Below are 26,345 nucleotides of genomic sequence, written 5' to 3' on the forward strand. Positions count from 1 at the left end.
CGCTCCCGCCAGCAGGATAAAGAAAAAGCGCCCTTTCGAATGAAGGACGCTTTTTTCTTATTTCTCTGTAACAGGTTTTTTAAGAATACCGAGGATAATTGCCATCACGACAGCACCGATCACGATACTTAATAGGTAAAGCAGCGGATGGTTTGTAATGAAGGCTACGAATACTCCTCCGTGAGGTGCCGGAAGCGTTACACGGAAGAATTCAGTTAATCCTCCGGCAACAGCTGCACCAGCGACAGCAGCTGGAATCACGCGAAGCGGATCAGCCGCAGCAAACGGGATCGCTCCCTCTGTTACGAAAGCAGCCCCCATGAAGTAGCATGTAATACCAGCTTCACGGTCACGCTGAGTGAATTTGTTTCTGAAAATGGTTGTTGCAAGTGCGATACCAAGCGGAGGAACCATACCGCCGGCCATGATCGCTGCGTGAGGCGCATAATTGCCTGCATCGATCATCGCGATACCGAACGTAAAGGCTGCTTTATTAAGCGGACCGCCCATATCGATCGCCATCATACCGCCCAAAATAATACCCATTAATACAAGGTTGCCAGTACCAAGGCTTTCAAGCCAATTTGTTAAGAAATCCATAAATGCCGCTACCGGTGTATTGACCACGAAACGCATGATAATACCAGTTAAGAAAATACCAAACAGCGGATAGATTAACACTGGTTTCAGTCCGTCAAGTGACTGAGGAATAAAGACGAATGCTTTTTTCAAAAGAACAACGATATAACCAGCCAGGAATCCGGCAATTAATCCGCCTAAGAATCCAGCATTTGCTTGAGTTGCCATAAATCCGCCGATCATACCAGGCGCAAAACCAGGACGGTCTGCAATACTCATTGCAATGAAACCGGCAAGAACAGCCACAATTAATCCTAATGCATTGTCACCGCCGATAAACTTAAGAGCGGCAGCGAACGTGTTGTAAGTAGGATCATCCGGATTGGAAGAATTAATCCCCCAGAAGAATGAAATCGCAACGAGGATACCACCGCCGACTACGAACGGAAGCATGTTGCTGACACCGCTCATCAGATGCTTATAAAACATGCTTCCGATGCTGCCGCCAGACTTGCCTCTCGCTTCATCTTCATCGTTTGAAGCTGAAGAACCGCCGCCGCTGCCTTGATAAACCGGCGCGTCTTGATTTTTCGCTTTTTCGATAAGCTCTTGCGGGCGTCTGATACCAGCTGTAACAGGTACTTGAAGCACGCGCTTACCTTTAAATCGTTCCATTTCAACCTGCTTGTCCGCTGCGACAATGATGGCAGGTGCATCTTCAATTTCTTGGGCAGTCAGCTTGTGCTTAATACCGCTTGAACCATTTGTTTCGACCTTAATTTCCACACCAAGCTCTTTCGCTTTTTCTTTAAGGGCATCCGCAGCCATGAATGTGTGTGCAATACCTGTCGGACATGCAGTAACCGCTAGGATTTTCCCTTTTCCGGCAGGTGCAGGTGCCGCTTCTTCTTCTTCCTCTTCGTCATCATCTTTATCGTGCTGATTAATAATGTCGATAATAGCATCTTCTGACTCAGCTTCAAGGAGCTGCTTGCGAATTTCTTCACGCATTAACAGTGTTGAAAGTCTTGACAATGCTTCAAGGTGAGTGTTGTTTGCGCCTTCAGTCGCCGCTATCATGAACACCAAGTGAGCCGGCTGGCCGTCTAATGATTCATAATCGACACCGTCTTTTGAACGCCCGAACGCGATCGCCGGGTTGATAACGCTTGCTGTTTTCGCATGCGGGATAGCGATTCCTTCACCAATTCCCGTCGAGCTTTGGCTCTCGCGATTTAAAATGGCTTCTTTGTAGGCTTGTCGGTCATTTAATTTTCCAGCTTTATCAAGAACAGTGACCATTTCGTCAATAACATTTTCTTTTTCTTTGCTCTCAATATTAAGCTTTATTGTATGCTTTGTTAAAAGCTCAGTTATTTTCACTTTTGTTTCCTCCTCTATAGACGTGTGACCTTAACTTCAGGAAGAAGCTGCTGGACAAATTCTTCTGTTCCAAGTTCTTCAGAGAACGCGGTAGCACTGCCTGATGTAACACCTAAACGGAATGCTTCTTCAAGCGGCAGCTGTTTGGAAATACCGGCAAGAAAACCTGCAACGACGGAATCTCCCGCTCCGACTGAGTTGACCAATTTCCCCTTTGGCACGTTAGCAAAATAAACAGCTTCCTTCGTAAATAGAAGCGCTCCGTCTCCGGCCATGGATACGATTACATGTTCAGCCCCTTGTTCTACAAGCTTTTTCCCATAAGGAACAGCTTCTTCAACAGATGTAATTGTTGTGCCGAACATTTCTCCAAGCTCATGATGGTTTGGCTTCATCAAAAACGGTTTCATTTCTGTTGCTTTCATAAGCGCCTCGCCTGAGATATCCAGAACAACTCGCGCGTTCTGCTGTGTGCAGGCCTCTGCGATTTTTTCGTAAGTGTCGTGGGGCAGTGAAGATGGAATGCTTCCTGCAAGGACGACGATATCTCCTTTTTGTAAAGACTGGAACTGTTCTAAAAAGGTTTTGAAATCTTCATCTGAAATTGTCGGTCCCTGACCGTTAATTTCAGTTTCATCACCCGTTTTCAGCTTTACATTGATACGGGTATCTTCTTTCACTTCAGAAAAGGCTGTTTCCAGATTTTCTTCCCGCAAAAATGTTTTGATATATTCTCCGGTAAATCCGCCGACGAATCCGAGCGCTTTAGACGGTACATGGTGTCTTTTCAGCAGTCTCGATACGTTGATGCCCTTGCCCCCTGGATACTTTGTATCGTATGAGGAACGGTTCAGTCCTCCTACAGTAAAATCTTCAACGTGAACAATATAATCGACAGATGGATTAAGTGTTACAGTGTAAATCATGGTTTCACTACCTTTACGACAGTTTTTTCTTGGTAATTATCGAATGTAAGCTCTTCAGCTCCAGTCGTAATGATTGTTGCGTCACCTATTCCGGCGAATGCCGAAAATGAAATTTCTCCGAATTTCGAAGGGTCTGCTAAGACATAAGCGTGTTTTGCCTGTTTGACAGCTTTCTGTTTTAAAAGAGCCTCATCAGGGTCCGGCGTTGTGAATCCAGCCTCTGTATGGACACCGTTTGTCCCCAGAAAACTCTTGTCGAATCTGTACTGATCCATGGCAATCAGTGAAGCGCCTCCAATAATCGCGCCCGTTCTGTGCTTTACGTATCCTCCAAGCAGGTAAAAAGAAATTTCTTTCCTTATTAATGCATCGACATGCATCACCCCGTTTGTGACTACGACAATATCTTTGCTTTTATCCATAAAATCAATCATGTGCAAAGTCGTCGTGCCTGCATCAAGGTAAATGCAATCTCCTTCTTCTAAAAGAGAAACTGCTTTTTCAGCAATTTTTAATTTATCCTGAAGGTTTTTGGATGATTTTTCAAGCATATCGGGTTCAAGTCTGATATCGGAAAGCTTGGCTGCTCCCCCATGAACACGCTTTAAAAAACCGCGTTCTTCAAGTGTTGATAAATCTCTTCTGATAGTTGATTCAGAAGCGTTTGTAAGATTTATAAGCTCTTGAATTTTTACCACATCATGCTTTTCGATTTGATCAATAATCAATTGATGCCGTTCAGGAGTTAGCATGCTTCACCTCCTAATGAAAACGTATTCATTTTGAGTACAATTTCATTGTAAACGCTTTTTTCAATTTAGGCAACTAGAATCATTCAAATTCATTCAATAACTATCAAAATCTTTCACGTTTATCCATATTAACGTATGTCTATAGGGTTTGTAAACTGTAAATTCGACAAAAATAAGGACAATTGTACGACATTTTCTTCTTATTTTAATGAAAAAAGTCTTTTATATTCATAGTAGAAAAACTAAACATAAAAAAACCTCATGCATGTTGCATGAGGTTACTCGTAACGCAGCGCTTCAATCGGATCAAGCTTTGCGGCTTTATTTGCGGGAAGCATGCCAAAAATAACGCCAATGAGCATACTGAACAGCACGCCCCCGCCTACAACCTGCCAGGATATGAGTGACGGCCAGCCCGCAATGGCAGAAACAAGAGAGGCCCCTCCATATCCGATTCCAATTCCAATCAGTCCTCCGATCAGCGTCAATACGACTGATTCAATTAAAAACTGAGTCAGAATCTGTCCTCTCGTCGCACCGAGTGATTTTCTGATTCCGATTTCCCGCGTCCGTTCTGTGACTGATACGAGCATAATATTCATGACACCGATTCCGCCGACCAAAAGAGAGATGCCTGCAATCGAGCCGATAATCGTCGTCATAATCGCCGTTACTTTGCCAATTCCGGCCGCTATCTCTTCCATGTTCATCACTTGATATGAATCTTCTGTGCCATGATTGTCATTTACAAGCTGTGCCGCTTCTTTTCCAGCTGTTTTTATGTCGTCTGCTGATTCGACTTGCAATGATACGTTACTGAAATCACTTGTGCCAAAAGAAGATTTCATCATATTAAATGGCACATACATTTCACTTAAACCGAAAGAAAGCAAGCCTGTTTCTTTTTTCAGCACGCCGATGATTTCAACAGGCTGTCCGTTGATCCAGACAACTTCTCCGAGAGGGGATGTTTTATCAAACAGTTCTTCAGCCATCTTTTGAGAGATCACTCCGGCTCTTTTCCCCGCAAAAAAATCATGATCGGTAAAGGTTTTGCCGTTTTCGATTTTTAAAGAATTGACATTCATGTATCCATCGTTTATTCCGTTAATGGTAACATCAGTTTCTTCCTCATGATAACGCGCTGTCATACTTTCAGAAGTCGAGGCAACGACTTGTTTGATGCCCTCTATCTCTTTTAAACCTTTTATATCATTTTCTGTAAAAGTAGATTCGGCTAAGGCGTTCGGATTGCTTGCAAGCTCCTCATCGCTTGGCATATAGTACAGCTCCACAGTATTTCCCGGGCCGCTGATCGACTGTTTCAGCATTTGCTCGCCGCCCTGTCCTACCGCAACCACGACGATGACAGAGCCTACACCAATGATAATGCCGAGCATCGTTAAGATCGAACGCATTTTATGGGCAAGGACTGAGCTTAAAGCCATTCTGATGTTCTCTAACAGGCTCATTCTCCCACGCTCCTTTGTCCGGAGCTGGCAGGAACAATGTTTCCGTCACGCACCATGACGATTCGATTCGTGCAATCTGCGACTTCCGGCTCGTGAGTAACAAGAACGATTGTTGTTCCCTCGGCATTTAATGCTGTAAATTGCTCCATAATCGCCGCGCTTGTTTTCGTATCCAGCGCGCCGGTCGGTTCATCAGCTAAAATCAATTTTGGCTCATTCACGATTGCCCTCGCAATGGCGACCCGCTGCTTCTGCCCGCCCGAGAGCTCGTTGGGCATGTGGAGCATTCGATCGGTTAACCCGACCTTTTTCAACGCTCTCTCAGCCCGCTCTTGACGTTCTTTTTTGCCTATACCGGAATAAATCATCGGCAGCTCGACATTTTTTTTGGCGTTCAGCCGCGGAAGAAGCTGGAATTGCTGAAATACAAAACCGATGGACCGGTTACGGACTGCCGCCAGTTCTTTATCTTTATATGAAGAAATATCTTCGCCGTCCAATTTATACGTACCGGAAGTCGGCCGGTCAAGACAGCCGATAATATTCATGATTGTCGATTTCCCTGAACCTGACGGCCCCATAATCGATACATATTCCCCCTGATGAATGTCCAAATCAATAGAATGGAGAACATCAAACGTTTCCCTGCCGATCTGATAGCTTTTTCTCACATTAGAAAGCTGAATCATTTATGCTTTCACTTCCGTTCCATCCGTCACCTGATCAGAGGGATTCAAAATGACTTGATCCTCTTGAGAAATCCCCTCTTTAATCTCTGTCAGATCATCTGTTACTTCACCGATTTTGACATCAGCTCGTTTTGCTTTTCCATCTTTTACTGTATACACATAATATTGATCATCTTCTTTTTTGACTGCCTTTGAAGGAAGCGTATTTGCTTTCCGCTTGTCTGTTTCAATATTCATGATAAATTTAAAGCCGGGCTTTCCTTCTGGAAGATCCCCTTTTATTTTCACTTGAAGCGGATATTGAACCGCTTGTTCTGTTCCTTGTACCGCAGCGCTTTCCTGCTGATCCGGAACAAGTCCGACTGCGGAAACTGTGCCTTTCCATGTTTTATCCTGAATAACATCTGAAGTGAGTGTGACCTTCTGGCCTTTTTTGATTTTCAGTGTATCGTATTCAGACAATTTCCCTGAGACGACAAGGTCTTTTGGGTTGCCGATATGTATGACAGGCTCTTGAATATCTGATTTTTTGGATGCCGCTTCTTGATTGACACTAATAACCGTACCTTCGATTTCGCTTTTCACTTCAAGATCTGACACCCGATTGGCAAGTGACTGCCGCTGAAGCTCGGTTTGTTTTAAATCGATCTCAGTCGTTTTTTTCTGCATTTGAAGCTCCGTACGCTCAGATTCAATTTGTTTTTTTGCTTCTTTCTTTCCAACCTGTTTTGCCAGTTCTTTTTCTTTATGATCTAACGCATTTATCTTTACTTGAATTTGGTCAATTTGAAGCTCGTTGGATTCAGCCGTTAACTGGTTCTGTTCTTTTTCCAGGCTCAGCTGCTCATTTGTATAGGTGACTAAAGGCGTGCCCTTTTTCACTTTGTCGCCTTCCTTCACTTTAATGTCTTCTAATGTCCCTTTATCCGCTTCATAAAAGACATACTGTTCATTTGAAAATTGAAGTGTGCCGGGAACCATAACCGTTGACGAGATTTCTTTTTCTTCAAGGCTTCCCGCCTGTATCTTTTGGCCGGCGCTGCCGCTTGTAGGGGCAGCAGACCGGTATATATTGATTCCAATAAAAAGAGCGACTAAAATGGCGATTCCAATTCCGATCCATACTTTTTTCATGAGTTTATGCACCCGCCGCAGAATTGATTACACCTGAAAAGAACGAAAATGCAACTAAAATTCCGAAAAGAACAATCACTGAAATCCATCCTGCTTTTTTTGAGATGCCGCCTGTTTTGTGAAGGCCGATTGCTAATAATACATAGCTCCATATGCTAAATATCTCAAAAGTATTTAACACGCTGGCGAGAGCCCCGTCAGACGGAATAATCCCCGCCAATGATGTCATGCTGTAAAGCGAATTCGTGTCAGTCGTAAAAGCAACGATTCCGTTAACCAATAATCCAAGACTGCTAATCAAAGAGACAAACAGACCGAGAGAAAGCATTTTTTTGTATGTCGTAACTCCGCCTGATATTTTTACACAGAGCCAATAAATAAGAGGGGCAATAAATAACGCTGCGATACCGCCGAAAATCGCGCCTGCCATTCCTCCAAATTTGGTGATTGTTGCGACCGTTTCAATTTCTTCAGCTGATAACCCTTGAGCGCCCGTGTTTTTCATAAGTTCACTATAGTCCGTACCGAGTGATTGCAGTATAGCGCCGACGATGATAATCGCTGCAACAATAAATAGCGGTCCCCATACAGCCGGTCTTTCTCTTATTCTTTCAAATTGAACGGACGGACTTGTGATCACCCCGAAAAGTGACGGCTTTTCAGTCGCCGTTGCGCTGTTTTTTTCTACATTTGTTTCCATTTCAAAACCTCCTTGAGAATGTCTAACAGATAGTACGAGAGTGATAGCGAAAAGTTTCATGTTTTTCTAATAAATTTCCAAAAGCCTTCAATCTATACTGAAGGCTTTTTATATTATTTTATCTCTGTGCTGTATTGCGCTTTTACGAGCCCGGCATAAATGCCCCCTTTAGCAAGCAGCTGCTCATGGTTTCCTTCTTCCATTTTCTTGCCGTGATCAAGCACAATGATGCGGTCGGCATCGCGGATCGTGGATAATCTGTGGGCGATCATCACTGCTGTACGCCCTTTCAGCAGGGTTTTTAAAGCCTGTTGAATTTTCACCTCCGTCTCTGTATCAATACTTGCCGTTGCTTCGTCGAGGATGATAATAGCTGGATCGGCGAGCAATGCTCTTGCAAAGGAAATGAGCTGGCGCTGTCCGGCAGACAGTACGCTGCCCCTTTCCTCCACCTCTGTTTCGTACCCTTCTCTTAAACCAGAGATAAACTCATCCGCTCCGACCGCTTGGGCTGCTTTCATCACTTCTTCGTCTGAAGCACCCGGCCGGCCGAAACGAATATTTTCCATGATGGTGCCGGAGAAAATAAATGTATCTTGCAGCACAATGCTGATTTGAGAGCGCAAACCGGCAAGGGAAAGATCCTGGATCGGAATACCGTCTATTTTTATGGTGCCTCCCGCGGCATCATAAAAACGGCTGATTAAATTGGCGATCGTCGTTTTCCCGCTCCCCGTATGCCCGACAAGCGCAAGCGTCGACCCCGCCGGAATAGAGAAGGAAACAGCGCGGAGGGCTTTTCGTTTTTCATCATACGAAAATTCAACCTCTTCGAAGCTGATCTCCCCATTTATTTTTTGCTTATGAATCGCGTCCCGCTTCTCTTTGACATTTGGCTGTTCGTCCAGAAACTCAAAAATGCGCTCAGATGACGCCATCCCCATTAACAGCTGGTTATAGACCTGGCCCAGTCTCGAAATAGGTTCCCAAAACATGCCGAGATAGAAGGCAAAAGAAACGAAGACGCCAATCGTGATGGTTTCATTCATGATGAGTGTGGCGCCATACCAAATCAACACACCCGTTCCAATCGCATTCGTCATTTCTACCAGTGGACGGAACATGGCGTTTTTTCTTGTGGCTTCCTGCCATGATTGATAGTTCTCCTGATTGACGCCGTCAAAATACGCCATGTTTTCTTCTTCCTGCGTAAATGCCTGTGTGACACGGATGCCCTGAATGCTTTCGTTCAAATGAGAGTTCAGCTTTGATTGCTTTAGACGCACCTTTTGCCAGGAGCGGCGTATTTTTTTTCTGAGACTTGTTGAAATAAAAAACATAATCGGCAGTGTCACCATAATGGCTATGGTCAGCTCAGGACTCAGCGTAAACAAAATGATCATAACGCCGGCCAGAAGCAGCAAGTCGGTCAATAAGTTGATGACTCCGCTTGTAAAGAGCTCCTGAAGAGAGTTAATGTCATTCATAATTCTGACCAAAATAGATCCAGCCGACCGCTGATCAAAAAATCGGTGGGATAAGCGCTGCACATGAGTAAACAAATGCTGGCGCAAGTCGTAAATCACATGCTGGCCAAGCTGATTCATCCATCTGATTCTGAACACATTGGCGGCATAATTAAGGACGTATAAACCGCTAATGATGAAAATGAGCTGGATCAGCAGCTCCGAGTTTTTCTCTGCAATGGCTTGATCGAGAACATACACGCCGATCAGAATGGGGATCACAAGCTTCACAGCAGTCCCAATCAAAACGGTGAGAAAAGAAAGCGGCAAAATGGTTTTTCGATATGGTTTGACATAGCCCAGCAGCCGCCACATTTGAGCCCAGTTAAACGGCTTTTCAATGATTTCATCTGAAGAATAATAGAAACGCTCCAAGATCCCTTGTTTTTTTGCTTGTTTCATATAGTCCTCCCTATCCGACCTGATGCGGCTCATTGATCATTTTGGCATCACGGTATTGCAAATCGTAAATCTTTTGATAGTAGCCGCCTTTTTCGAGAAGCTCATGATGTGTTCCCCTTTCACAAATGCGCCCTTTATCAAAAACGAGAATTTCATCGGCGTGTTTCAGTGAAGAAATGCGGTGAGCGATGATAAAGGTTGTGCGGTTTTTCATGACTTCTTTTAAAGCAAGCTGTATGCTGTGCTCAGTTTGCATGTCTACTGCGCTTGTGGCGTCATCCAATATTAAAATGCCCGGGTTCAAACAAATGGCTCTCGCAATGGCGATACGCTGTTTCTGTCCGCCGGAAAGCCCCATTCCCCTCTCTCCCAGCATAGTGTCATATCCATCAGGAAGCTCCATAATAAAGTCGTGTGCCTGAGCCCTTTTTGCCGCTTCGATGATGTCTTCCATTGATGCATTCGGCCTCCCGTACGAAATGTTTGATCGAATTGTAGATGAAAACAGAAAAGATTCTTGAAGAACGACCCCGATATTGGAGCGAAGGGTTTTTAACGAGTAATCAGTGATAGGTTTATGATCAATCGTAATCATTCCGCCAACAGGACTGTAAAATCTGGTGAGGAGCTGTGTAACTGAGCTTTTGCCTGAACCTGTAGGGCCCAATAGTCCGATTACCTTCCCGCTGTTTGCCTCAAAACTGACATTGCATAGCGCGTTTGTTTGTTCTTTACCGTATGCAAGAGAAACATTTTTGAATAGGACATCTCCTGTTAATTTTTGTTTATGCAAATCGTGGGCATGGTCTGTGATGTCTTCTTCTTTTTCGAGAATTTCCAGCAGGCGTTCACCTGACGCTTTTGCTTGAGAGAACATATTGATGACAAAACCTAAGTTCATAATCGGCCACATCATATAATTGACAAGGCTGAAAAAAGCGACAAGCTCACCGGGATTGAGCTGGTTCTGCATGACCAAGTAGCCGCCGTAGGAGAGGAGAGCCACAATACAAACATTACCGATGAACTCCATTAAAGGGAAATACGCAGACCAGATGGATGATGTTTGTAAATACTGTGTCCTGTATTCCGCATTGGCCTTATTGAATGTGCTGATCTGAAAATCTTCTCTTGATAGAGATTTAACCGTATTGATGCCGCTGATATTTTCCTGGACTTTTGTGTTGAGTTTCGCAAACGATTTGCGAATCCCTCTGAAGGCGGGATGGACTCTTTTGTCGAACTGATATACCGCAACAGCGAGAAATGGCAGAACAGCGATTGTTACAAGCGTAAGAGGAACAGAATAGTAAAACATGACCGAAAGGCTGATGGCGACCAGCAGACCGAATCGAATGAGTTCAGCTAAACCATATGATAAGAAAAAACGAAGCCCCTCAACGTCAGCTGTCAGTCTGGACATCAAATCACCTGTTTTCGCGTTATCATAATAAGAAAAAGAAAGCCTCTGCAGTTTTTCATACAGGCCATTTCTCAGCAGATAAACGGATTTGATGCCGAACATATCTCCTAAATATTGATGAAAAAAAGTGGCGGTTCCTTTCAGGGCCATTACCGCAATAAAACCTAAGCTGACCCATGCTGCAAGCTGATACTGCCTCCCCAGCACGATTTCATCAATCGTGATTTGCAGGATAATCGGGTAAACGACAGTAATCACAGTCATCAAAAGCATGGCCAGAAGCGACCACATAAACACCTTTCTATAAGGCCAATAAAACATTTTTAATCTTTTAAATATCTCCATATCCAGCACCTTTCCATTTATTATCATCTTTACTATATCGATACCCGAAATAAATTCCTATTGTTTTTTAAAAATTCAGTCTAATGATGGGGTGAGTCTCTTACTTTATAGGGAGTTACTTATGTAAAATAAACGCTTACAGAAAATCATTGTATGCTGGGGGTGCTTGGGAATATGCGAATGAAATACAAAAAACCGGACGGCTGAATGCCGTCCGGTCTCATCCCCCGCTGACAGGCGGAATGATGGCTACCGTGTCCCTTGAAGATACGGAGGTATTTTCTTTTACATAGTTTTCATTAACGGCAATCATAGCTGTATCAATGGATTCGAGGCCGTATTGTTCTTTTAAACTCGCTTTTATTTCGTCTGTCGTTGCTTGTTCCATATCTATTTCCAATGCTTGTGTGCCGGCCTGTTCCGCAAGCCCTGCAAATAAAAGAATTTTAATCATGCCGCTCTCCCTCGCTTAAATCTGGTTTTCCATTCGGATAAGCTGTTGTTTCAAGCTGGTCGCCGATCCATTGCTCACCATCTTCCCAAATTTCTTTTTTCCAAATCGGCACAATCTGTTTGATTCGTTCGATCGCATATTCATTGGCCTCATAAGCAGCTTTTCGATGGGGAGAGGATACAGCGATCACAACCGCCGCTTCACCGATATCCAGCACACCTATACGATGTGTGATCGCAGCTGAAGCACCTTCCCATTTTTCTTCGATTTCAGTTCCGATTTGAGCCAGCATTTGCACAGCCATCGGTTCATATGCCTCATATTCAAGCCGAACCGTTCTTTTTCCGTTGGTCCATTCCCGAACCGTACCAATAAATGTGGTAATTGCCCCGGCTTCCCGTTTCTCCACTTTTTTGATGATATCTTCCGTAATAATGGGTGTTTTTGTGACCTCAAACCGTTCCATTACGCAGATTCCCCCTTCAGCTGTGAAAGCACAAAATCCACAGCAACCGGATCATCCGCATGAAAAACGGGTAATCCATGGCGCTCTGTCATATGCTCTTTTTTTCTATAGATGATGGCGATTGTATTGACTGCCTGCAGTGCTTCTAGATCTTCCTTTTCGTTTAGTAAAACCACTTTAGGATAAGGAGCTTTTTTAAAGCCTTCAATCAGAAGGCAGTCTGTTTCGAGAAACCGATATAACTCGATCAGGCGCGGCAAATCCCATTTGCGGCGGGCTGTCAGCTGCAACACACCAGCACCTTCTACTGCTGTCACACCAGCACCTGCCGCTTGGTAACGATCAGTATCTTTTCCTTTAGTGAACGTTTGCGGTTCACCGCCGTGACCGTGATGCTTCAAGCAGCCTAAATTGAGCCCCTGTTCTGAGGCCTTTTCCAGAATACGCTCGATAAACGTTGTTTTCCCGCTGTTCTGAAATCCTACGACTTGGACGATTGGGAAAGGGCGGACCAAGGCCATTCACTTCCATTCTCTTCTCTGATGAGCAGCGCTTGAACCGTTCTGCCTGATTCATATCCTCTCGTGCCGCCCGGCAGGATAATAAACGCATTTGCTTCTGCAAGTGACGTGACGGAGCTGGACTTATCCAATCCGACGGGTTCCGCCAACAGCTTTCCTTCCTGATGGTACACGAAAGCACGAACAAATCGGGTAAATGGGTTCGGCTTTGGGAAATCCTTGGTCAAAACCGCTTCCGCACAAATCGAATGCGGTTTTTCATTGAGCAGCCATGTCTGGATCATTGGTTTGACAAACAGTTCAAAGCCGACATAACATGCAGACGGATTACCTGACAGGCCAAACAGCAGCATATCGTTTGCATGCGCCACCGTTGTCACGCTGCCCGGGCGCATGGCAACTTTATTAAAGAGCACGTCCGCTCCGAGTTTTTCATAGATCTCAGGCAAATAGTCAAAATCACCCACTGACACACCGCCAGTTGTGATCAGAAAATCAACCTTTTTCATCGCTTCTTCGACCGCGGCAAAGCTTTTATCCAGATCATCAGAAATTTTTCCCAAATAAAGCGGTGATGCGCCTGCTTCAATCACTTGCGCATACACCATGCTGGCATTGCTGTTGCGAATTTTCCCCGGCTCCAGCGGATCACTGACATTCAGCAATTCGGTGCCAGTTGCAATAATCCCGACAACAGGCTTTCTCACGACAGGCACAGATGCGTATCCGAAGGTTGCCAAAAGCGCAGTCACTCCTGGTGTCACTCTGGTGCCTTTTCTCAATAAAACGCTCCCTTTTTGGGCGTCTTCACCTGTTTTTGAAATATTGTCTCCCGGCTGAAAGCGACGTTTTAAAGACATAAACGCCTTCCCATTCTCTTCAAAGGTTTGAGTCAGCTCAATCATGACGACAGCATCTGCTCCCTCGGGAATTTGCGCGCCAGTCATAATCCGCACGGCCTGAAACGGGCCAAGTTCTTTTTCAGATACAGCCCCCGCTCCAATATGGTCAATGACCTCAAACCGAACGGGGTTCTCACGTGAAGCTTCAGCCGTATCGCACGCTCTGACAGCAAAACCGTCGTATGGCGAACGGTCAAATGCGGGTACGTGGTGATCCGCTGTTACATCTTCAGCTAAAAATCGATGAAGGCTGTCTTCAAGCGCCACCCATTCTGTTTCCCCTTGTTTTTGAAAATAGCTGACACGCCGAACTGCCTCGTCTACCGGAATTGGTGTTCTTTTCTCCAGCATTCTGACCCCTCCTGTTGTTACAATCCAATTACTCTTGCCAACACGGAATTGGCTTCTTTCACATCATTTGTTCCATGCACCAGTGCCCGTCCGTCATTGAAAATAACGATTCTGAAATCCTCGTAAAAAATATGCAGCAAAAACGCGTTGGCCTCGACCTTGCCGATTGTTTTCAGCCGCCCGATGAGCTCCTGTTTCGGAATTCTTTTTAATGACTCCGACCTTATCTGGACTGTATCACGGCCGCACAGTACAGCGGCTTTTGGTGTGTTCCAGTCTTGGAGATAAGGATAAACCGCTTGTGCTCCGCAAGACGGGCAATCCTCACGGCGCACATGATTAACGTTAATCTTCATATGCGAGTTGTTCCAAACATCGAATGTCACAAACCCATGCTGTATCGCTTTTGTTTGCCCTGTTAACAGTTTTAAAGCCTCAGCCTGCTGATAGGCCGAAACGATATGCACAGCGGGCGGAATAATGCCGGCAGTATCACATGTCGCCCCGCCGACAGGAATTTGTTCAAACAAACAAGACAGACATGGGGTTTCTCCCGGAACAATCGTCATGAACATCCCTTGGCTGCTTACACAAGCGCCATAGACCCACGGTGTCTTTGTTTTCTGGGCAAGATCGTTTATCAGCATGCGGGTTTCAAAATTATCTGTCGCGTCGATGACGACATCTGCTTTTTCAATCAGCGGCCCGAGCGTTTCGGCTGTTCCTTCGGTAGCATATGCCTCAATATGTATTCCGCTGTTAATCGCTGATAGATGCGCTTTGGCAGCCATGGCTTTCGGCATGCGGAGCTTGGCGTCGCTTTCTGTATAAAGCTGCTGCCTTTGCAGATTGCTCCACTCCACATAGTCACGGTCAATGATAGTAATGGCACCGATCCCCGCTCTCGAAAGCCCTTCAGCTCCTGCAGTCCCGAGCGCTCCTGCACCGACAACCAGCACATGGCTGTCTGCCAGTCTTTTCTGGCCCTCTTCCCCTATTTGCTTAAATCTAATTTGCCGCGAATAACGCTCCTCCATCAAACCTGTTCTCCTTATCTTTTATGTCATCTTAACATGTTTTTGCCCCATCAGTCCCGCCTTAAGGAGTTCGTTTTTTCTTCCAAACAGCTGAAATCATCACGTGTATTCACGTTGATAAACTCCGCCGGGTTTGCTCCAATTTCTTCAGCTTGTACGTAACAAACCGAAATTCGGCCTAACAAATCTGATATTCTTAATCTCTTCTCAGAAAGCTGATCATATAGAATGGGCATGATTCGTTTATGGTAAATTGCAATCAACGGCTGCTCCCGTCCGTCTGAAATCGGGACGACCGCGTCTGTACCGGTAGTCATCAGACGCTCGAGCTCCAGCATCGTCCTTCTTTGGATCAGCGGCGTGTCACAGGAAAGCACAGTATAAAGCTCGCCGTCTGTCTTTTTAAAAGAGGTATATATACCAGCCAATGGCCCCATGCCTTGAAATGGCTCAGCATCTTGATACACTTCATTTTCACCGTTTTCTTGAAATCTATCAATAAACTCAGGACGGCTGATGATAACCGCATGTTCTCCAAGCGCCTTTTTGGCCCATTCGTATAACATCCTGCCCCTCCATTTCACAAACGCCTTCGGTTCTCCAAAGCGCCGTGAGGCTCCTCCTGCCAGCAGTACGTTTATATGCTCCATATCATCTCACCCCTATTTCGTTAAAAGCATAGCAAAAGCAAGGTCCCAACGCCACTGCTTGTCTGTTTATTAAAGAGGAATAGCTGTTCAGTATTTGCATATTGTAGTGGTAACATCATGAGGGAGATGGTTCGAATGAAAAGATCAGGTCCTTTTTTCCACGACGTGTCTCAGGAGAACCTTTATTTAAAATCAGAGCTTTCAAGGTGCCATAAGCTGATTTCCGAACTTGAAGCAACCTACTTCCATCAGAAAAATAACAAACTGCTCAAAGAAAATAACGATATGAAAGAAAAACTTCAGCAGCTGTCTGCCGAATTAACACAAATGTCAACGAAAGAAAAACACGCCTTCCACACCAGCCAAACCCTGCATCAAATAAGAGCTGAACTGCTTGATAAAATCGTTGCGTTGCAAGAGCTCCTTTCTGCTGAAACCTATAAACGCAAAGCCGAAATTGAAGAAAAACATAAACTTCATATTGCTAAAATTAAAATGGAAGAAGAAAATAAAAATCTGCAAAAACGACTCAGCCATCTTCAGGCCTCTATTGAGCAGGAACAGAACGCATTGCTTCAGGCAAAACAGCAAACTGAAAAGATAAAAACCGAAAACGGACGTCTAAAAGAGCAAATGGCAGAAAAAGAATATCAGCTAAAACATATTAAAATAGAAGTCGATCATATGAAAGATCGAATCATAGAAACGAAAGAAAGGCTGCTCGAAATAGAAAAAACAAAAGAAAAATTATTTCACGAAACTATTATATCGTATAAACGGCAGCTTGATGAAAGTGATGCCTGGATTGCTTCTCATTTTGCCGATATTGATGGCGGCACGAAACAAAAAGAAAAAACGGAAGAAGAAGCTCCAGCGGTCTACGAGCAGCCAAATCATGTAGATACTATACTTGAAGATGTCACCAAACAGATACATGCGCTTCAAAAACAGCTCGCCCGCGCCCAATCATCAGATCAGGCCATGAGCCATACAATCGAAGAACTGAAAAGCAGAGCCGCTGAGGAGAAGCCTTATCAAAAATGGGTCTATAAGCTTAATCTTGAAAGAGAAACCAAATCTTCACAGAAAAAAACCCAATAAAAAAACTGCTTGCGCACTATGCCAAGCAGTTTTTCTGTATGTTTATCCATTTGCTGATTCTGCAGATTCAGCTGATTCTGCAGGTTCGATTTCGCCTTCTAAAATGTACTGGCCGCGATACGGCTTTTTCACTTCCGGATACATTTTAATTAAGCTTTGCATGAATGTTGTCATATTAGGGATTTCAAGACCGCTTTCTTTTTCAATCTCTTTTTGAAGCTCGGAGCTCTTAATCGCCGCGTTGTGGCGTTTTAAGGTTTTAATGGCAGCTTCGCGCAGCTTAGCTGCTTTTGATCCGGGTCTTGCCGTTCCTCTTCTTCTTCGTGTTGTTCCGTCTGGTATACCGGCAGGAAGAGAGGAAGCAGATTGAAGCTGAGGCTGAACAGACTGCTGCTGTGAGTGCGGCTGATAGCTTCTGATTTCCTGAGCCGCAAGCTCAGCGAGAACCGGCAAAGAGTCAGGTTTTTTTTCAGAACGAAAATCCTTTTTGATTTCGGAAGGGCTTCCATTTCTGTCCAGCTCTCTTAATTTTGCGTATATTTTATCACGTTCGATTTGATATTCACGAATGACTTTCACTTCAGCTTCATTTAATTGTTCTAACCGCAAGCGCAAAGCTTCTCTTTCATTAAACATTCCTCAATGTACCCCCTATCAAAATTAACATCTTTAATTAAGATATTAGATTACAAAAGTAATTTTATCAACTATTATTTTAGCATTTTACTATTATATTTACTCTATGAAAAATTCCTTATTTTCTGAAAAAAATCAACTTTTCAAAAGAGTCCTTTATTCTCAAGGGATTAAGCGTCTTTTAAGTTCATTTGGTATAATGTTGAAAATATATATTTTACTTACTTCTTTAATGAAATTTAGTGTATTATCTACAATTTTCGAGTTATTGCATATGAAATTTATCTAAAATTGTGGAAAAACATAAAAAATCAGCTGTTTTTTAGCGTATCAATCCAATAAATCACCTTTCACTATGCCCATATTTGGAAAAATAAGCTTCTTACCTTTCCGATTACTTTCTTGTACAAATAAAAAAACCTGATGAGATCAGGTCTTTTATGAAGAATTATTCAGAATCCTGTTCTGTTTCAGACAGAACGCGGTTCACACGTTTTTCAAGCATTTTCATCCCGCTCCCGCCAGCTTGATAGTGACGGAGCTGTCCTAATTTATCAAACACATAGTATGCAGGCACATAATCATTTTCAAATGCATCAGTTAAAGCATGATCACTGTCGACAAAAATCGGCTGAGTGATATTATGTTCATCAGCTATTTCTTTAATTTTGCCGAGGTCAAGGTCATCCTCGGAACGAGGCATATGCACAGCTACAACGTTCAGTTTATCTTGATATTGATCACGAAATACATTCACTTGCGGCATCGCTTCTTTACATAGATGGCAGCTGATGGACCAGAAATGAATAAGTGTCGGTTTATCTCCGATCAATTGCTCTCTCGTTACTTCACCATTGAACCAAGCTTTTTCTCCAGTCAATTCAGGCATTGGCTGACGTAATTTCATTGCTTTACCCTCCTATTAAACAAAAGGCCTAACGAATATGTTAGACCTTTTTTCCTTCTTAGAAAGAATTAAAGTGTTTTTTGGCCCGGTTTCCAGTTGGCCGGACAGAGTCCGCCAGTTTGCAGCGCTTGTAGAACACGTAGCGTTTCATCAACGTCCCGGCCAATGTTGTTATGGAAAACAGTTTGATATTGGAGCTCGCCTTCAGGATTGATAATAAACAATCCGCGCAGAGCCACCCCTTCTTCTTCAATTAAAACGCCATATTCACGGGATACCTCGTGGTTAGTATCAGCCGCAAGCGGATATTTCAGCTGGCCAAGACCATTTTCTTTACGGTCCGTATTAATCCACGCCAAATGAGTATGGATAGTATCAGTTGAAACTCCGATTACTTCTGCATCAAGATCTTCAAATTCGTCATAGCGGTCAGACATTGCTGTAATTTCCGTCGGACAAACGAAAGTGAAGTCCATTGGATAGAAAAACAGCACTGTCCATTTGTCGTTTTTCATGTTTTCCTCAAGACTTACTTTGCCAAATTCTTTACTTGCAAGGACTGCTTCCATTTCAAAACGAGAAGCTTGTTTACCTACCATACGCTCTGCCATATGTATCCCTCCAATTTATAGTTTGGCTTAAAGCCGGAATCACATGATAATAAAGGGTGTTTACCCATATTTCGTTAATAACATCACAATGCCCATTATAAAGGAGCAGATTTTTCGAGTCAATTTTTAACAAATTATAGATATCTTTGGATGGGACATTTTTGAATAAACAGTTTAACATGGTCAAACATGGGGTAACAAATCTCAATACGCAGCAATCACTTCAGAAAAGGAGCTCCAACATGGATTTTATTAAACAATACGATTGGGCGGGACTTATTACAAATGCCAGTGTTCTGCTCGTTAAACTCGTCATTATGATCTTTCTCTACTTTATTGTTCGATCATTTAGCATGAAAATTATTAAGCATCTGTTTGCAAAATTCGAGGAGCAGAACAGCTTGTCTAAAGGACGTGCATATACGCTCCAAAGTCTGACTCTTAACATATTTTCATACATATTGATTTTTATATTCTTCGTCATGGTTCTGGATTTGTTTCATTACAATCCAAGCGCTCTTTTAGCGGGAGCAGGGATTGTTGGACTGGCTGTTGGATTTGGCGCTCAAGGGCTTGTCAGCGACATTGTGACAGGTTTTTTTATTCTGCTTGAAAAACAATTGGATGTCGGAGATTATATTACGGTTTCCACCTTTGACGGGATTGTCGAACAGGTTGGCTTAAGAACAACTCAAATCCGCAGCTTTGACGGAACACTGCATTACATCCCAAATAGAAACATTACAAACGTAAGCAATCATTCCCGGGGAATCATGCAGGCACTGGTTGATATCAAAGTGCCGGCTGAAAGAAACATTGATGAAACGATTCACATTTTACAGCAAGTATGCGATGAAACGGCAGCCGCTCTTCCGCAAATAAAAGAAGGACCTAATGTGATCGGGATTCAAGAACTGGGTACTTCCGAAATTGTGATCAGAGTCATTGCTAAAACAGAAAATATGGAGCAGTGGCGAGTCGAGCGAGTGCTTCGAAAGGAAATAAAAACCGCTCTTGACCACGCTTTTCCTAAAGAAACAGAGTAAATAAAAGAACCGAAGCTTTTCGCTTCGGTTTCAGCGTGTCGACAAACCCTCGCATTCGTTGTCAGTCCTGCGCGTTGGTGCTCACGAATTCCTACATTCGCTGTGCTCCAATGCTCGTCCTTCCTAGACTTCAAAGATTTTCAATCACGCTGAAAAGATGACAAAATGCTAAAATGAAAACCATTTTAGCATTTTGTCAACAATCTGGAACCGAAGCTTTTTGCTTCGGTTTTTCATTTACTGAATTCTGCTTTCAACTTCGCTGCAAATTTCTTCAGCAGTCATCCCGGAAGCTGTAATGACAGGTGCTTGTGTTACCGTATCGGCTATGCCTTGCACATTATGATCAAGACCTGTTACGACACAGCAGTCACAGCCTTTTGCATCGTCAGGGCTTTTCATCATGACAACGTCATATCCTTTTTCTTTTAATGCAGCTTCTACATCTGATAACGATTGTTCAATTCCAATTTTTTTTGCCATTATTGAACACCTCCGCTTACTAGAGTGCTCATTTCTTGGAATTTTATTCTTTCATTTGTACTTAATTGGCATAAACAGAAAAATAACCTGTCATAACGTTAACCGCTGTTTCTATCGCATTTTCATCGGGATTCAGCTTTGCGTGATGAAGCCCATGTTCAGAGTCAGCACCTAACCAGAACATGAAGCCGGGATATTTTTTCAGCATGTAGCCAAAATCCTCTCCAGTCATTGCTTCTTTTGCTTCGATTACTGTTGCCAGTTCATGTTCAGCAACAAAAGACATAAATTCTTCTGTCAGTCCGCTCGTATTGTAAACTTGGTGATACACAGACGGATATGTCACTTTTCCTTTGCAGCTGAATCCGATTTCGATTCCTTTCACTATAGCTTCAATCCGTTCCTTTACCTGTTTCATCGATTCTTCAGAAAGCGTGCGGATCGTGCCTTCCAAGTGAGCTGTTTCCGCAATAATATTTTGTGCCGAGCCTCCTGTAATGGTACCCACCGTAATAACCGCGCTGTCCAGCGGATCTGTGTTTCTAGAGATGATCGTTTGCAGCTGTGTGACGAGTGTGCTTGCTGCTACAACCATGTCTTCGGCTAAGTGCGGATAGGCCGCATGTCCCCCTTTTCCTTCCAGATCGATGACAAGCTCTGATGTATTCGCAAAAAGGAGTCCGCTTTTTGTCGCGATCGTGCCCACGGGCAGCTCTGGAGCAATATGCAGTGCGGTGATGATATCAGGCTGCCACTTTTTTAACACATCACTCTCAAGCATTGGTTCCGCGCCGCCAGGCCCTTCCTCTGCCGGCTGAAACAGAAAGAGCAAATCATGTTTTACCGGGTTGTTAATAAAATGGTCAATAATGCCGAGTGCAATCGTCATATGCAAATCGTGGCCGCAGGCGTGCATGTTGCCGTGATGCTCTGATGCGTATGGAAGACCGGTCTGCTCTTCAATGGAAAGCGCATCGATATCCGCTCTATATGCCAGCATTTTTTCCGGCGCTGTCCCGTTCACCTTTACAAAAAGCCCTGTTCGCCATTTCTCAATTTCAATTCTGTCTTGCGGATATTGTTCCAATACATTTAATAAATACTGCTGGGTTTTGAACTCCTGAAACCCAAGCTCCGGTATACGGTGCAGATCTCTGCGGATTGCAATGAGCTCCTCTTTCTTCATTTTCATTCCTCCCTGCCTATACGAATAAGGCGTGGATATATCATCCACGCCTTTTTTCATCAAACGATTTGTTACAGCTGGCGTAATTCCTGTTTGATTTCAGTTTTGCCTTTTGTTTTCTCATCAATGTCTTTGATTTTTTTAGCAGGTGTTCCCGCAACGACAGTATATGGCTCAACATCGTTTACGACGATCGCGCCCGCAGCAACAACGGCTCCTTTACCTACTGTTACGCCTTCAAGAACAACGGCATTTGCGCCGATCACAACATCGTCTTCAATAACAACCGGTTGAGCGGATGGCGGCTCAATAACGCCCGCAAGTACAGAACCCGCTCCGATATGGCAGTTTTTACCGACAGTAGCTCGTCCGCCAAGGACAACGTTCATATCAATCATTGTACCTTCGCCGATGACTGAACCGATATTGATAGAGGCACCCATCATGATGACTGCATTATCACCGATTTCAACTTGGTCACGAATGATCGCGCCCGGCTCGATACGCGCTTTGATATTTTTAAGGTCAAGCATTGGAATCGCAGAATTGCGGCGGTCATTTTCAACCACATAGTCTTCGATTTTGCTTTGATTTTCTTCAATTGCTGTTTGGATTTCGCTCCATTCACCGAAAACGACACCAGTGTTTCCGTTGATAAAAGCTTTCGCAGATTCGCCGAAATTGATTCCTTCCAGCTCACCCTTCACGTAAACCTTTACAGGTGTAGATTTTGTACTATTTTGAATAAATGAAATAATTTCATTTGCGTCCATCATTTTCATATGTAAAGTCCTCCTCCTGATTTTCTACCTCATTACTGTATCAAAGGAAAGATGCAAAGACAAGAAAAAAAGGAACAGCCGCTTTAGCAGTTCCCATTGGGCGATTAGACAGCGCATCCGCTTTTCTTTGCGAATTGTCTCCCGAACTCCATTAATTCTTCCTCTTCTTCACCTTCTGGATTATTTTCGATTTTAACTGAAGGCAGCACAATTTCGCCTCCGCGTTCTTTTATTTTTGCTTCGAGCGTATCAACTGCTCCGCAGAAAAATTCATATGCAGTATCACCGGAACCGAATACAGCACACGATTTGCCGGAAAAATCAATCTCATCCATGTCTTCAGCAAGGTCTAAAAATTCATCAGGCAGATCTCCGTCTCCCCACGTATAGGTTCCCATAATAATATGATCATAATCGTTAAACAGCTGTGCATCATCAATATCCATCGCTTCGAAACGGTCTGCTTCCGCTTCCGCCTCTTGAAGCCCCTTCTCAATCAAATCTGCCATTGCTTCAGTGTTGCCTGACATTGTTGCATAAATGAGCAAAATCTTTCCCAATTCTATTTTCCTCCTCTAATGAATCATTGCTGAAACTTCGTACGGCTGGACAAATTTACATTCATACAAGCCTGCACAAAAGAAATTCTCTTTCCGATTGGCCACTCTCCATCCATGCCCCTTAACGGTATCGAACCATTTCAACGACCTGGCTCCGAGATCAGCCTGGTAAATTCTCGAATAACCATTTTCGTCTTGCGTTGTTGTGACATATATAATTCCATCATCCTCTGAAATATCAAGGAATGATTCTTCTTTTCTAATCATGTTGGATTGGATAGTGAATTCTTCGTCAGTCAACATATTCCGTACAGTGACAGCACCGTGCTTTCCTTTCACAGAACCCATCGCCGCCACCAGCCAATTTTCATTGAACACGAGCATGGATGCCGTCATCCGGGTTTCTTCTTTTTTAACGATTTGGACAGTGTCACGTTTAAAATCGTAAGCCCAAATGCCTCCAAAATATTCGTGTATTTGCGTGCCGATGAAAAGACTGCCGCCGTGCAGACACAACGAACGAATAACAGGCGGGTGATCAAATTCTGCAAAAGGTTTGGCTACGCGCCACGAAACCCCAAAATCATCCGATACATAAATGCAATGCTTGCCATGAGCGCAGACAAACCCGTCGTTTCGGCCGGTAATCGCCCACACTGCTGCATTTGTCGGAAAACTCGATATCGTCCAGGTTTTCCCTTCGTCAGACGAGCGAATCACCGTTCCCTTTTCACCGACGCCAAATAAGTAAGGCCCTATGTAACTGATGCAATGTATTTTGTTTTTCAAACGAAAAAGCTTTCTCCAGCCCTGCTCCAAAGAATAATGAAAAATGCCTTCTCTTTGTACCGCCACAAAATAACCAGAAAATACCGATGCCGTGACAGCAGTCGCTCCTTTATGAAACATAGATTTTTTCCTTGTTCAAATAATCTGCCCATGCAAGAAAATCTCTCGCAAACGCTCGGCAGCTTTCCACATCTTCCTCTGTTTCAGGCGCCAGTTCGACTTTCAAAGTTTCCTGATAAACAGCAGCCCCTGCCTCTTGCAGCATGGCACTAAACAAATTAACCGCCTCACAAAACTTTGGATAAGAATAATCGCCAGATCCGAAGCAGGCTGTTTTTAAGCCATTAAGCTGAAGCTGTTTGACCTCTTCAAAAAAGTCCTCCGCTTCGTAAGGCAAATCGCCGTCTCCCCATGTATAAGTGCCAATCAGCACGTAATCATAGGATGTCAGAGCAGATACATCCGCATCATCTATCTCGATGCAGTCAATGTCCAACTCATATTCCTGAAATGTATCTCTTATAACAGCCGCAATGTCTTCTGTATTTCCTGACATACTGGCATATGTAATCAAGGCTTTAGCCATGTTATCACCTCATTAATTGATAATGATTTTCAATATCATATGTATCACTTTAAATGATAATGATTTTCATTGTCAATACACAAATTAAAAAAGACAGCATATCGCTGTCTTTTAAAATGGATTTTCTTGATCCAGCATATCCTTTATGACTTGAACAAAAGCTTGAACTTGCTTCAGCTCAAAGGCAGGTTCATAGCCTAATAGCCATGTATCCCGTCCAATCGGATGCTCTTTTGTGTCTAACAGAGGCATTTTATTGACTTTATCTTCGTTTTGAAGAGTAACTGACGGCAAAATGGCATAACCGATTCCATGCAGCGCCATCTGTTTGCACGTTTCAATCTGATCAACCAATATCGTCTGTTTTGGCGACGTTTTAAATTTTTGATGCCACCAGTGCTGAATTTCCTGAAAATAAGTGCTGTCACTTTTAAACTGGATAAACGGCCGTTCTGTATGGGCAATATCTTCGATGCAGGAAATTTCAGTGTCCACTAAATACAGGTGATCTGTCATTAAGTAATCTTTACGGCCCTTCCACTCAGGGTTTCCTCTTATAATGCCGATATGAACCTGATCCTCATATAAACTTTTCAGCATTTCGCTGCTCCAGCCGGTAATAAGCGAGACCTTTGCGTTCGGGTACTTTTCCACATACGTCTTCAGGACTTTAGGGAGCCAATGCTGGCCGATTATTGAGGCGACAGCAAGCTTCAATGTGCCGTGAATTTCACCTTCGAGCTCATCAATATTTTCTCTTATTCTTTCCTGCTCTAACGTTGCATCATTCGCAAACTGAATGATTTTCTCACCGGCTGGGGTTACCGTTAAACCTTTTTGAGACCGTAAAAAGATTTTTGTGCCCCACGCCTTTTCAATCGTTTGTAAACGCTGAGATAAAGCCGGCTGAGATACAAAAAGCCGATCCGCCGCCTTTCTCATATTTAACTCCTCAGCTAAAACTACGAGCATATGAAGCTCTTGAAGCTGCATGTCGTCCTCCTTTGTATGATCAATAAGTTTTTCTTATCTCCCATTCTAATAAACTCTCTGGGGCTGATTCAAGTCCTTTTCCGGTTTAAAATATGTATGCGCTTTCTTTGTTGCTCTGCCAATATAATGAAAATAGGCCGCAAAGCCTACTTATTCAATGATCGTATGTGTTTATTTAACTCCTTTAATACCACTCTTCTCGTGAAAATCCCTTCAAACACCTGTTCATCATTTTCAACACAGACAAATCCGTTATTAATGACCATGCTGAATCCCTTCATAATTGGATCATTTATATGGAGACGCGGAATGTCTGTCAGCATAACTTCCTCAACCGTAATCTGGTCAAGCTTTTCAAACTCAATTCGCTCAAGCCCAAAAATGCTGTTCATAATCATATTTGTACCGATTAAACCATGTAAACGATAGGAAGCATCTAGAACCGGGATGGCTGTGTATCCGGTTTTTGTCAACACTAATAACGCGTGCTCAAGGTTGTTGCCGACTTGAACGTGCGCTACTTTGTCCGCCTCAATCATAAATTGTCCGACTGTTGCCTCAAGAAGCTGGTCTGATTGTAAGCTTATCATGTTTTCGACCCCTTTTCATTTTCATCAACAATACATTCCCTATACTACAATAATATAAGCTTTATCAATATTTGTCGAAAAGTTTCCTTTCAATAAAAAAGATACTCTTTATACGAGTATCAATTATAGAGTGCTCCATTAATTTTCAAATCGAAATCGGTCGTATAGTGTTACAAGTTTTTTGTAGGTGGTTCCGTCAACGTTTTTGGTTCCTGTCTCTATATCGTTGATTTCACTGCTTAAAAGCTCGATAGCATACTCATGGTTGATCAGGATATTCAGCAGAAGTTTTTGTTCTTCTTCTGTAAATCGTTCACCGATAAGACTCATTCGCAATCAGGCCCCCTGTTTTATACTGAATAC

At 43.4% G+C, this 26,345-nt stretch carries 29 protein-coding genes; 2 read left to right on the forward strand and 27 right to left on the reverse strand.

Annotated features, from left to right (window positions below; all coding sequences use genetic code 11):
- Nucleotides 1–57: 57 nt before the first annotated feature.
- The 15 genes from ACMX2I_RS14045 to ACMX2I_RS14115 form a co-directional block, all read right to left on the reverse strand.
- The gene (locus ACMX2I_RS14045) at nt 58–1,962 is read right to left on the reverse strand and encodes a PTS fructose transporter subunit IIABC (protein WP_087992220.1); all 1,905 of its coding nucleotides are present in this window, start codon (nt 1,960–1,962) and stop codon (nt 58–60) included.
- A gap of 14 nt (nt 1,963–1,976) precedes the next feature.
- Nucleotides 1,977–2,888 carry a 1-phosphofructokinase gene (pfkB, locus tag ACMX2I_RS14050; protein ID WP_414957249.1) on the reverse strand — a complete coding sequence of 304 codons (912 nt, stop codon included), beginning with the start codon at nt 2,886–2,888 and terminating at the stop codon, nt 1,977–1,979.
- Nucleotides 2,885–3,640: a DeoR/GlpR family DNA-binding transcription regulator gene (locus ACMX2I_RS14055; protein WP_414957250.1), complete on the reverse strand. Its 756-nt coding sequence runs from the start codon at nt 3,638–3,640 to the stop codon at nt 2,885–2,887. Before ACMX2I_RS14055 ends, pfkB begins: the two co-directional genes overlap by 4 nt.
- Before the next feature lie 278 nt (nt 3,641–3,918).
- Nucleotides 3,919–5,112, reverse strand: a complete 1,194-nt coding sequence (gene skiZ / locus ACMX2I_RS14060) for a sporulation-delaying-protein transporter subunit SkiZ (RefSeq protein WP_148963714.1) — start codon at nt 5,110–5,112, stop codon at nt 3,919–3,921.
- Nucleotides 5,109–5,801: an ABC transporter ATP-binding protein YknY gene (gene yknY, locus ACMX2I_RS14065; protein ID WP_087992224.1), complete on the reverse strand. Its 693-nt coding sequence runs from the start codon at nt 5,799–5,801 to the stop codon at nt 5,109–5,111. Before yknY ends, skiZ begins: the two co-directional genes overlap by 4 nt.
- The gene (locus ACMX2I_RS14070) at nt 5,802–6,935 is read right to left on the reverse strand and encodes an efflux RND transporter periplasmic adaptor subunit (protein WP_289347066.1); all 1,134 of its coding nucleotides are present in this window, start codon (nt 6,933–6,935) and stop codon (nt 5,802–5,804) included. It abuts the gene before it with no gap.
- 4 nt (nt 6,936–6,939) lie between these two features.
- The gene (gene yknW, locus ACMX2I_RS14075) at nt 6,940–7,635 is read right to left on the reverse strand and encodes a toxin SDP protection protein YknW (RefSeq protein WP_414957251.1); all 696 of its coding nucleotides are present in this window, start codon (nt 7,633–7,635) and stop codon (nt 6,940–6,942) included.
- A gap of 113 nt (nt 7,636–7,748) precedes the next feature.
- The gene (locus tag ACMX2I_RS14080; RefSeq protein WP_414957252.1) at nt 7,749–9,563 is read right to left on the reverse strand and encodes an ABC transporter ATP-binding protein; all 1,815 of its coding nucleotides are present in this window, start codon (nt 9,561–9,563) and stop codon (nt 7,749–7,751) included.
- Nucleotides 9,564–9,573: 10 nt separating this feature from the next.
- Nucleotides 9,574–11,331, reverse strand: a complete 1,758-nt coding sequence (locus ACMX2I_RS14085) for an ABC transporter ATP-binding protein (RefSeq protein WP_414957253.1) — start codon at nt 11,329–11,331, stop codon at nt 9,574–9,576.
- A gap of 220 nt (nt 11,332–11,551) precedes the next feature.
- A complete protein-coding gene (gene moaD, locus ACMX2I_RS14090; RefSeq protein WP_414957254.1) occupies nt 11,552–11,785 on the reverse strand; it encodes a molybdopterin converting factor subunit 1 in 234 nt (77 codons plus the stop codon).
- Nucleotides 11,778–12,251, reverse strand: a complete 474-nt coding sequence (locus ACMX2I_RS14095) for a molybdenum cofactor biosynthesis protein MoaE (protein WP_289347062.1) — start codon at nt 12,249–12,251, stop codon at nt 11,778–11,780. The genes moaD and ACMX2I_RS14095 overlap by 8 nt, the downstream gene beginning before the upstream one ends.
- Nucleotides 12,251–12,772 (reverse strand): molybdopterin-guanine dinucleotide biosynthesis protein B, encoded by a 522-nt coding sequence (mobB, locus tag ACMX2I_RS14100; protein ID WP_414957255.1) that lies wholly within the window; start codon nt 12,770–12,772, stop codon nt 12,251–12,253. Before mobB ends, ACMX2I_RS14095 begins: the two co-directional genes overlap by 1 nt.
- Nucleotides 12,733–14,025 (reverse strand): gephyrin-like molybdotransferase Glp, encoded by a 1,293-nt coding sequence (gene glp / locus ACMX2I_RS14105; protein WP_414957256.1) that lies wholly within the window; start codon nt 14,023–14,025, stop codon nt 12,733–12,735. Before glp ends, mobB begins: the two co-directional genes overlap by 40 nt.
- A 17-nt stretch (nt 14,026–14,042) precedes the next feature.
- A complete protein-coding gene (locus ACMX2I_RS14110) occupies nt 14,043–15,062 on the reverse strand; it encodes a MoeB/ThiF family adenylyltransferase (RefSeq protein ID WP_414957257.1) in 1,020 nt (339 codons plus the stop codon).
- Between the two features lie 50 nt (nt 15,063–15,112).
- A complete protein-coding gene (locus ACMX2I_RS14115; protein WP_414957258.1) occupies nt 15,113–15,712 on the reverse strand; it encodes a molybdenum cofactor guanylyltransferase in 600 nt (199 codons plus the stop codon).
- A 135-nt stretch (nt 15,713–15,847) separates the two neighbouring features.
- On the opposite strand from ACMX2I_RS14115, the gene ACMX2I_RS14120 reads away from it, so the two are divergent.
- Nucleotides 15,848–16,813 (forward strand): sporulation protein, encoded by a 966-nt coding sequence (locus ACMX2I_RS14120; RefSeq protein ID WP_414957259.1) that lies wholly within the window; start codon nt 15,848–15,850, stop codon nt 16,811–16,813.
- 42 nt (nt 16,814–16,855) lie between these two features.
- Here the strand turns inward: ACMX2I_RS14120 and rok are convergent, their stop codons facing one another.
- The 3 genes from rok to ahpA form a co-directional block, all read right to left on the reverse strand.
- Complete coding sequence (rok, locus tag ACMX2I_RS14125) at nt 16,856–17,449, reverse strand: transcriptional regulator Rok (protein WP_087992236.1); 594 nt, start codon at nt 17,447–17,449, stop codon at nt 16,856–16,858.
- A gap of 448 nt (nt 17,450–17,897) precedes the next feature.
- On the reverse strand, nt 17,898–18,356 hold the full coding sequence (locus ACMX2I_RS14130; RefSeq protein ID WP_414957260.1) for a TlpA family protein disulfide reductase: 459 nt from the start codon (nt 18,354–18,356) through the stop codon (nt 17,898–17,900).
- 68 nt (nt 18,357–18,424) lie between these two features.
- Nucleotides 18,425–18,967: a biofilm-specific peroxidase AhpA gene (gene ahpA, locus ACMX2I_RS14135; protein ID WP_087991034.1), complete on the reverse strand. Its 543-nt coding sequence runs from the start codon at nt 18,965–18,967 to the stop codon at nt 18,425–18,427.
- Nucleotides 18,968–19,209: 242 nt separating this feature from the next.
- Between ahpA and ACMX2I_RS14140 the strand changes: the two genes are divergently transcribed.
- Entirely contained in the window at nt 19,210–20,013 is an 804-nt protein-coding gene (locus ACMX2I_RS14140; RefSeq protein WP_414957261.1) for a mechanosensitive ion channel family protein, read from the forward strand.
- Between the two features lie 237 nt (nt 20,014–20,250).
- On the opposite strand, the gene ACMX2I_RS14145 is transcribed toward ACMX2I_RS14140, so the two are convergent.
- The 9 genes from ACMX2I_RS14145 to abbA form a co-directional block, all read right to left on the reverse strand.
- Nucleotides 20,251–20,496 (reverse strand): YkuS family protein, encoded by a 246-nt coding sequence (locus ACMX2I_RS14145; protein ID WP_087991032.1) that lies wholly within the window; start codon nt 20,494–20,496, stop codon nt 20,251–20,253.
- A 61-nt stretch (nt 20,497–20,557) separates the two neighbouring features.
- On the reverse strand, nt 20,558–21,682 hold the full coding sequence (locus tag ACMX2I_RS14150) for an N-acetyldiaminopimelate deacetylase (RefSeq protein WP_414957262.1): 1,125 nt from the start codon (nt 21,680–21,682) through the stop codon (nt 20,558–20,560).
- Between the two features lie 71 nt (nt 21,683–21,753).
- Entirely contained in the window at nt 21,754–22,464 is a 711-nt protein-coding gene (gene dapD, locus ACMX2I_RS14155) for a 2,3,4,5-tetrahydropyridine-2,6-dicarboxylate N-acetyltransferase (RefSeq protein WP_087991030.1), read from the reverse strand.
- Nucleotides 22,465–22,568: 104 nt separating this feature from the next.
- The gene (locus ACMX2I_RS14160; RefSeq protein WP_414957263.1) at nt 22,569–23,024 is read right to left on the reverse strand and encodes a flavodoxin; all 456 of its coding nucleotides are present in this window, start codon (nt 23,022–23,024) and stop codon (nt 22,569–22,571) included.
- Nucleotides 23,025–23,039: 15 nt separating this feature from the next.
- Nucleotides 23,040–23,933 carry a WD40/YVTN/BNR-like repeat-containing protein gene (locus tag ACMX2I_RS14165; protein WP_414957264.1) on the reverse strand — a complete coding sequence of 298 codons (894 nt, stop codon included), beginning with the start codon at nt 23,931–23,933 and terminating at the stop codon, nt 23,040–23,042.
- The gene (locus ACMX2I_RS14170) at nt 23,923–24,399 is read right to left on the reverse strand and encodes a flavodoxin (protein ID WP_289347054.1); all 477 of its coding nucleotides are present in this window, start codon (nt 24,397–24,399) and stop codon (nt 23,923–23,925) included. The genes ACMX2I_RS14165 and ACMX2I_RS14170 overlap by 11 nt, the downstream gene beginning before the upstream one ends.
- Before the next feature lie 111 nt (nt 24,400–24,510).
- Complete coding sequence (gene ccpC, locus ACMX2I_RS14175) at nt 24,511–25,392, reverse strand: transcriptional regulator CcpC (RefSeq protein ID WP_087991026.1); 882 nt, start codon at nt 25,390–25,392, stop codon at nt 24,511–24,513.
- 146 nt (nt 25,393–25,538) lie between these two features.
- Nucleotides 25,539–25,982: a cyclic-di-AMP-binding protein CbpB gene (cbpB, locus tag ACMX2I_RS14180; protein WP_010328502.1), complete on the reverse strand. Its 444-nt coding sequence runs from the start codon at nt 25,980–25,982 to the stop codon at nt 25,539–25,541.
- Between the two features lie 138 nt (nt 25,983–26,120).
- Nucleotides 26,121–26,318: an AbrB antirepressor AbbA gene (gene abbA, locus ACMX2I_RS14185; protein WP_010886502.1), complete on the reverse strand. Its 198-nt coding sequence runs from the start codon at nt 26,316–26,318 to the stop codon at nt 26,121–26,123.
- Between the last annotated feature and the right edge of the window lie 27 nt (nt 26,319–26,345).

Origin of the sequence: Bacillus sp. SW14 (genome assembly GCF_047608225.1) — a bacterium.
Classification (GTDB): Bacteria; Bacillota; Bacilli; order Bacillales; family Bacillaceae; genus Bacillus; species Bacillus subtilis_G.